The sequence below is a fragment of the Chloroflexota bacterium genome (assembly GCA_035652535.1).
In the GTDB taxonomy this organism is placed as follows: domain Bacteria; phylum Chloroflexota; class UBA6077; order UBA6077; family SHYK01; genus DASRDP01.
Genome location: DASRDP010000134.1, coordinates 41,509 through 48,494 on the forward strand (window position 1 = coordinate 41,509; position 6,986 = coordinate 48,494).

The following is a 6,986-nucleotide window of genomic DNA, read 5'->3' on the forward strand; positions in this document are numbered from 1 at the left end:
TCCACGTTAGGCCGAGCGCTCTTTGGCCGATGGCTCAAAGGTGAGCGATGCCGAGTTGAGGCAGTAGCGCAGCCCGGTTGGCGGCGGCCCGTCCTCGAAGACGTGCCCGAGATGCGCGTCGCATCGCGCGCACTCGATCTCTGTTCGCCGCATCCCGTAGCTGAGGTCCTCGTGCATTTCGATGTGGGACTCGTCCACGGGTTGAAAGAAGCTGGGCCACCCGGTGCCCGATTCGAATTTCGCGTCCGAGCTGAACAGCGGGAGCCCGCAACACACGCAGGAGTACGTGCCCGGCGCGTGGTTGTCGTAATAGATCCCACAGAACGCGGGCTCCGTTCCTTTCCCCCGGGTGATCTGGTACTGCTCTGGCGTGAGCTGGGCGCGCCACTCGGAATCCGATTTGCGTATCTTTTCCATCGTCGGCTCCTCCGCGCTCGTGCGTTGAGCGCTCCATGGGAACTGTGTACACTGGCCGAGACCGAGCGGTCAACCGCTGTGGTTGGCGAGCAGGAGGCAGGTCATGTTCGGATTTGTGCGCGCGCGGCGCGCGATGGCGGCACAACGCGGAGGTCGGTCCCTGGCCCGATCGAGCTTCGTGGTGGCCGCGGCGCTGTGCGTGTTCGCGTGCGCCTCCCCCCAACCCAGCGGCGCGCCGCGAAACGCGGGCCCGTCCGCGGCGTCCACCGGCAGTCCGTCGAGCCGCGTCCTCCGAATCGGCATCCAGCGCGAGCCGCCCACCGTGGCGCTGCGACCGTTTCAAGAGACCTTCGCCTCACAATACGTCGCCACGCGCACCTTCAATGCGGACATCTCCATCGTCGACGACAACGCGCAGCCACATCCATATTTGGTCGATGCGCTCCCGCAGCTCAATACGGATTCGTGGCAGGTCTTCCCCGACGGCCGCATGGACACGACCTACCACCTTCGCCCGAACCTGACGTGGCACGATGGGACCCACCTCACGGCTGAGGACTTCGTGTTTGGGTGGAAGGTGTACACCGCGCCCAATATGGCGCAGTCCCACGGGCCCCCCTACGCCGCGATCGCGGACGTCACCGCTCCCGACGACCGGACGTTCGTGATCCATTGGAGCACACCGTACCCGGATGCGGGCCATCTGTCCGGCAGAGACCAGCAGTTTCCGGCGCTGCCGCGGCACCTGCTCCAGCGCGAGTTCGAGAGCGACGCCACCGATGCCTTCTTCGCCCTCAGCTACTGGACCCGCGATTACGTGGGCCTCGGCCCCTACAAGATGATCAACTGGGAGCCCGGCGCCTATATCGAGGCGTCGGCGTTCGCGGGCCACTCGGGCGGCCCGCCCAAGGTCTCAAAGGTTCGCATCACGTTCATCGGCGATCGCAACACGGCGCTGGCCAACGCGCTGGGGGGAGACGTCGACATCCTGGCGGACAACGTCATCCAATTCGGTGATGCCCTCACGCTACGCCGCGAGTGGGAGCCCCGGCAGGGCGGGACCGTCGTGTGGACGTTCGGCACCTGGCGCGGGATCGACATTCAGCACCGTCCGACATTTGTCCGTCCCCAGGCGCTGCTCGACCTGCAGGTGCGCAAGGCCTTGATTCAAGCCGTGGACCGTCAGGGCATCAACGACGCCATCTATGAGGGGGTCGCGCTAATGGCGGACTACGTCGTTCCGCCCCTCGGGCAATTCGGAGACGCCGCCAAGAACGGGTCGGTGAAGTATCCCTTTGATCCGCGCCAGTCCGAGCAGCTCATGAACGCGGCCGGGTACGTGAAGGGTCCGGACGGCTTCTTCACCAGCCCCGCGGGCGGCCGATTTACCGTTGAGATGAAGACGAGCTCGGGACCGGACAATGAGCAGGAGCTTGCCGCGATAGCCGACGCATGGCGGAACACGGGATTCGACATCACCCAGGCGGTGGTGCCCGTCGCGCAGACGCAGAACCTCGAGGTCCGCGCCGGTTACTCCGGCATGTACCTGCTGAGCACGCCGGGCGGCGACCGGACCGCCGCAAGCTATACGGCGGATAACGTTCCGCTTCCGGAGAACAACTGGCGCGGATCGAACCGGAGCGGGTGGTCCAACGACGAATACACCCAGCTGGCGAAGCAGTTCCAGTCGACGCTGGACGTGCGCGAACGGTTACAGCAGCTCACCCAGATGGCGCGGATCTTCACCGAGGACGTCGCGTCGATCTCGCTTTACTTTCGACCGCAGGTCTGGGCTTTCACGTCCGACGTGCGCGGGGGAGGGACGGCGCCGCCGGAAACCGATCCCGCGTGGAACATGCCAGACTGGGAGATTCGGTAGTCCGGATCAGAAGAACGTCGTGAGGTTCTTGGCCAGCAGGACGTTCTGGTCGAGGATGATCTCTCGGCGCGCGATCTTCCAGCCGTCCTGAGCCCGCCTGAGAGTGTCGATTCGCCGTCCGACGAAGAAGCTGACCTCGTCCTCGAGCCGGTTCCGGTACACCAAGAAGCGGCTGTGAACCGTGACGTCCGTCGGTCCGACTTCAGCGATGCGCACGTTGGTCACCATGTGGGTCACGCGCGAAAGGGGCTCCTCGCACCAGTGGGCGCCCGTTTGGATCTGCTTCACCCGCTGCGCTAGAGTGGGCTTCCCCTCGTCGAACCAGGACATCTCGGATCTCGGCTGGGTGTTCTCCCGGTCTTGCTGTCCATAGGGGACGTTTCGCCGAATGGGCATGAAGTACCGGACGTCGTCCGTCAGCAGGTCGAGCCACTCCTCGAATCGTCGCTCGTCGAGGAGATCGGCCTCGTAGTACAGGAAATCTTCGATCTCGATTCGCAGATCGCGCAGCTCGCGCGCCGTAGCAGGGGCCGTCGCTGTCACACCATCACCTCAGTCGTCGTGTCTCGGGGAATCGATACCGTCACTTCACTGGCGTGAGACGAAGGTCGTCCCAGCTCCGCGCGCTCATCATTTCGGCCCACCGCTGGTAGTAGACGCGGTGGTTTTCGTCGCTGAGGATGTTCGTGAAGTTGCCGGGCAGGTCGAAAGTCGACGGCCCGTGCAGTGGCTGCTCGTCCAGGAACAGGGTGTAGTTGTATGGCAGCCGCTTGGAGATCGTCCCCTTGCTCGCTTCGGTCGACCAGTGCCAGTTCTCCATATCGTCCTGTTGGGTCATGCCTGCTGGCCCGGTGTAGCGGCTGTAATAGTCTTTGATCGTCTCCTTGACTTCCTGGGGCGCGTTGCGATCGACGAAGAAATACGTCCAGATCTCGGTCATCGTGGGCCCCTGTGGGTGCATGATGCGGATGATCCACGGTTGGCCGTACTGGGTGCCCATATTGGGGAAGATGGCCGGTGACGATTCGATGCTGGCCAATCGCCCCAGCCGCTTCTTGCGCTCCTGATACGCGTGCTCGAGGTACTCGCGAACGATGGGCGTCTGCGCCCACGAGCCTTTGTACGGCTCCGCGTCCTCCTTGGGCAGACTCATGCTCATAGTGTGTCCGTGGGGGAAGTTCACCGTATACATCTTGCCGCGGTCGCGCGTGTCCCGGCGCCCTTCGCCGCTCGGTCCGATGCGCACTTCCATGACCGATTTGTGGGTGATCCATCCGTGGGTGCGATCGGTATCGGGGCAGGGAACCTTCCAGTTGGATGGAAACCGCCACTTCTGAACTCCGCCCAGCACTTCGGCGCCGCCGGGCGTGCCGTCCACTGAGGCGAGAAACCCGCTCAGGTACAGCTCGCAGCCGCCCAAGTAGTCGATGAAGTCCGGCGCGTCATCGTCCCAGCAGGCCCAGATCGAACCCTCGAACACGGCGCAGCGAGCCTCGTGCAGCCCCCACTCCTCTTTGGGCATCGCCGCGTATCCGCCGTCGTGAAACGGCAGCGCGGTGATCTTGCCCTCCAAGTTGTAGGTCCACCCGTGGAACGTGCACGTGAAGGCGCTCGTGTTTCCCCAGTCGTAGCGACACACGCGATTGCCGCGGTGTCGGCACGAGTTGAGGAAGACGTGGACGCGCCGATTCTGATCGCGCGTGACGATGACCGCCTCCTCACCCATGCGGGAGAGGAAATAGTCGCCCGGCTGCTGAATCTGGCTCTCATGACCGACGAAGAGCCAGGAGCGAGCGAAGATTTGCTCCAGCTCTTGCTGATAGATCTCTTCGCTGAGGAAGATATCCCGGCTGACGAGGCCCCGTTCTTTGTCGACGAGGCCACGCATCGATTCCGTCTGTAGCACCATCTTTGTCCACATCTCCCCGGCGGCGTTCAGTACGCGCATCTTATCACGGGGCGCTGGAGAACGCGCGAACTGCGGGCAGCCCTTCGACGTGCTCAGGGCGGGCGGGCCGGGATCCGATGCAGGCGCCTGTTGCTACAAGAGCTGGAGGCGGCGACGGAGGGGCGACGTTCGATTGTCGTTCAATGCCACCGCCAGGGCAACCGGCCGCGGCGTATCGCGAGGGGTCGTCGCTGGCATCGGGGTGCGATAGGTCGGGGGCGTACGATGGACGAAGGGTGACAGGTTCATTCCGCCAAGCTCGGGATAGCCGAATCGAAGGGTGAGGTACCTTCCGCTGCTGGAGCCGGTCACCAGGAAGCCGTCCATCTCGACGGCGATTCGCGCGACGTCGATGTCGATGTTGTCGAGTCCGCGACCGAGCGCTGCGAGGAGCGGAGCCCAGCGACCGCTCGCCTCCTGGCGCCCCGGAACTTGCCAAATCTGCTCGATCTCGACGTCGCGGAAGCAGCATTGTTGACGCGAGCTGCCAGGCTGCTCCCAGACGACCGTGCAGAAGAGGTCTTCGTCGATGATCTCGAAGTGGCTAGCGTTCTGGGAGTCGAGAAATGTGCCGAGCCGACCGAGCATCGTCTCGCGCGTGGGGCGCTGCGTCATGGCTGGTCCTCCGCCAACAGAGATTGGCGGTAGGATGCATCGCCTCGTCGAGTGACCGCTATAGCCGGATGGTCCTGTCGGCGAAAATCCGCTAGAGCTTGTAGAGCGCGGCGGCGTTGCCCCAGAGCACCTGATCGCGCTCGCGCGGGCCTGCCCCGTCCATGCAGCGGCTCAGCGTCTCGCGCGTCCGGGGCCACGTCGAGGTGGGGAGCGGGAAGTTCGTCGCCCAGAGGATGCGATCGTATCCGTAGTGGGCCGCGTACGGGGCCACCTCGTCGAACCACGACGTGAAGAAGCACTGTCGCTTGAACATCTCGGACGGCTTCATCTCGTATCCCTCGCGCGGCAGGCCGTCGTGCTCGAACTGGTGGTCCGCCCACTCCATGTACAGCATGCCCCAGCTCAGGGCGCTCTCACCGAGAACGACCCGAAGGCGCGGATGGCGAATCAGCGTCCGGGAGAATGAGAAGTGCGTGATCATGTACACGCTGGACACCGGTCGAGTGGCCGCATCGAGGGCATCCGCGAGGGCCGGAGAGAGCCCGTCTCGGGACATGTATTGAAGCCGTTTCGACGCTCCGGCATGGAGGCAGAGGGGGACGTCCAGCTCCTCGCAGGCCGACCAGATGGGGTCGTATTCAGGGCCGTTGATGTGGGGCACGTCCCGGAGATGCATCGGCACGCCCGGATAGATGACCCCTCGATGCCCGCGCGCGACGGCCCGATGGATCTCCTTGACCGCGGCCTCGGCTGGCCACAGCGGCACGACACACTGGGGCACGAAGCGGTCGCTGGCGGCCGCCCACTCGTCGATGAGCCAATCGTTGTACGCCTGGACGCACGCTAGCTCCAGATCCGGGTCGGTGATCCGACCGAACGTCTCGCCTGCGCAGCCGGCGACGGTCGGGTACAGCACAGAGTAGTCGACGCCGTCGGAATCCATCGCCTTCAACCTGTCCGAGGGATCGTAGGCCGCGGACGGAACGTGCTCCCAGCGGCGGGGCTCGCGGGCTCGGTCCGGTATCAAGGCGCCTGCTTGCGCCACGGCCCCATCCATCACGACCGCGCCGTCCACCACCCAGCGCTGGGATCCGTCCTCGGCCTCCTCCAGGTGGGGGATTCGTTCACCCCATTTCGCTTTCGAGAGCCGATCTGACCACACCGTTGGTGTCTCCAGGACGTGGTCGTCCACGCTCACGAGCCCGTATTTCAACTGCACCGATTCACTTCTCCCTTGGCGCGCCTACACGCTGGCCGGGACCTTTGCCTCGATGTTGTAGACGCGGATGGCGTTCTCGTAGAGGAGCTTTCGCCGGTCCTCCGCGGGGATGCCCTCCAGCACCCGCTCCACGTGCTCCCAGGAGCGCGGGTAGTAGGAAGCAACGTGGGGAAAGTCTGATTCCCACATGATGTTGTCGATCCCGATGTTGTGGCGAAGCTTGATGCCGCCCGACTCGAACCAGAAGTTGACGAAGATCTGTCGCCGCACCAGCTCGCTCGGACGCGTGGCCAGCCCCTCGGTCCACAGGTGGCGGGTCTCCCATTCGTGGTCGCATACGGCGATGACGTAGTTGAGCCCGCCGATTCCGGCTTCCGCGAAGACGACCTTCAGCCGTGGGAAGCGCTCAAGCACGCCCGCGAAGATGAGGTTCGGCACCACCTGACCCGGTGTCACTGACGAGGGCGTCGTCGAGGATGAGTGGAGCGCGCGCTGGGAGTAGCCCTTCCAGCGGGGGAGCGACGCGGATGGCTTCAGGCCAGCGGAGCCATGGATGTGAATGGGGACGCCGAGGGACTGGCAGACGTCCCACACGGGGTACCAGTGAGGATCGGTCAGCCGTGGTAGAAAGTCCGGGTTCTGGCCGAGGAGGTTGACGCCCCGATGTCCCATTTCGACGGCCCGCTCGATCTCGGCCACGATCTCCACCGGTTCGCTCAGGTAGGGGATCATCGCTAGCGGCACGTAGCGATCGCTCGCCTGCCGCCACTCCCCGACGGCGTCGTTGAAGGCCCGAACCGCGTCGCGCTCGAATTCGGGGTCCCTCGGGCCGAGGAAATTGGGGGCCGGGTTGTTGGGGAAGAGCACTTCCCCGTCCACGCCGTCGATGTCGAGGGCTTTCAGCCGCT

General features: G+C 64.6%; 7 protein-coding genes. 1 reads left to right on the plus strand and 6 read right to left on the minus strand.

The features are described 5' to 3' along the window. Nucleotides 1–6 precede the first annotated feature (6 nt). A complete protein-coding gene (gene msrB / locus VFC51_16910) occupies nucleotides 7–417 on the minus strand; it encodes a peptide-methionine (R)-S-oxide reductase MsrB (GenBank protein ID HZT08706.1) in 411 nt (136 codons plus the stop codon). A gap of 103 nt (nucleotides 418–520) precedes the next feature. Between msrB and VFC51_16915 the strand changes: the two genes are divergently transcribed. Continuing rightward, nucleotides 521–2,296: a peptide ABC transporter substrate-binding protein gene (locus VFC51_16915; GenBank protein HZT08707.1), complete on the plus strand. Its 1,776-nt coding sequence runs from the start codon at nucleotides 521–523 to the stop codon at nucleotides 2,294–2,296. A gap of 6 nt (nucleotides 2,297–2,302) precedes the next feature. On the opposite strand, the gene VFC51_16920 is transcribed toward VFC51_16915, so the two are convergent. The 5 genes from VFC51_16920 to VFC51_16940 all read right to left on the minus strand — a co-directional run. Continuing rightward, nucleotides 2,303–2,839, minus strand: a complete 537-nt coding sequence (locus tag VFC51_16920; GenBank protein HZT08708.1) for a 3-phenylpropionate/cinnamic acid dioxygenase subunit beta — start codon at nucleotides 2,837–2,839, stop codon at nucleotides 2,303–2,305. 40 nt (nucleotides 2,840–2,879) lie between these two features. Next, the gene (locus tag VFC51_16925) at nucleotides 2,880–4,205 is read right to left on the minus strand and encodes a Rieske 2Fe-2S domain-containing protein (protein ID HZT08709.1); all 1,326 of its coding nucleotides are present in this window, start codon (nucleotides 4,203–4,205) and stop codon (nucleotides 2,880–2,882) included. A 132-nt stretch (nucleotides 4,206–4,337) separates the two neighbouring features. Then, the gene (locus VFC51_16930; protein ID HZT08710.1) at nucleotides 4,338–4,859 is read right to left on the minus strand and encodes a hypothetical protein; all 522 of its coding nucleotides are present in this window, start codon (nucleotides 4,857–4,859) and stop codon (nucleotides 4,338–4,340) included. 91 nt (nucleotides 4,860–4,950) lie between these two features. Beyond that, nucleotides 4,951–6,078, minus strand: coding sequence for an amidohydrolase family protein (locus VFC51_16935; GenBank protein HZT08711.1), 1,128 nt, complete (start codon nucleotides 6,076–6,078; stop codon nucleotides 4,951–4,953). Between the two features lie 24 nt (nucleotides 6,079–6,102). Further along, a partial coding sequence (locus tag VFC51_16940) for an amidohydrolase family protein (protein ID HZT08712.1) occupies nucleotides 6,103–6,986 on the minus strand: 884 nt, incomplete at its 5' end.